This is a genomic window from Paraburkholderia sp. JHI2823 (assembly GCF_038900695.1).
Taxonomy (GTDB): Bacteria; Pseudomonadota; Gammaproteobacteria; order Burkholderiales; family Burkholderiaceae; genus Paraburkholderia; species Paraburkholderia mimosarum.
Genome location: NZ_JAYMRY010000263.1, coordinates 1 through 449, shown reverse-complemented (window position 1 = coordinate 449; position 449 = coordinate 1). Strand labels below are relative to the sequence as shown.

The 449-nt window shown below is 58.1% G+C and carries 2 protein-coding genes; one reads left to right on the top strand and one right to left on the bottom strand.

Annotated elements, in window-relative coordinates; genetic code table 11:
• The coding region (locus VSR34_RS38620; RefSeq protein WP_342965260.1) for a 2Fe-2S iron-sulfur cluster-binding protein at positions 1 to 126 on the bottom strand (126 nt) is incomplete at its 3' end.
• Between the two features lie 95 nt (positions 127 to 221).
• Here VSR34_RS38620 and VSR34_RS38615 point away from each other — a divergent pair.
• A partial coding sequence (locus VSR34_RS38615) for a hypothetical protein (RefSeq protein WP_342965259.1) occupies positions 222 to 449 on the top strand: 228 nt, incomplete at its 3' end.

Genomic DNA, 449 nt, shown 5'->3' with positions numbered 1-449 from the left:
GCATGCACCCTGATTGCAGCCCTTTTTTGTGCCGAACAGGTGCAACCTCTCACGAAGCAGGTCGAGCAGCGATGTCCGAGGATCGAATTCCAGCTCGATCTCGTTGCCATTGATGACGAAATGCATGCTTGCTCCTCTTGAGTTCGGACTCGTGTGGTAAAGCTGAAGCCTTGAAGTCTGCGCCTCTGCGATGGGGGAAAGCAATACCGAGACGCGCAGCCATGCGCGCCATTGTCGACAAGTCCAGGATCGTCACGCCGGGTAGCAGGCGATCGCGTTGCAGCCACCGCTGGCTGCCCGGCACGCTGACTACCGACCCGACAACGATCGTGCTGGACAGCGCCCTGACCAGAAACGGCGTTCTCACCTGCATCTGTTGCACAATCCGCCGGTGTGAACAAGATCAACCCGATGAACGCGATCTGTTTGCAACGTGCACAGCCGTCAAG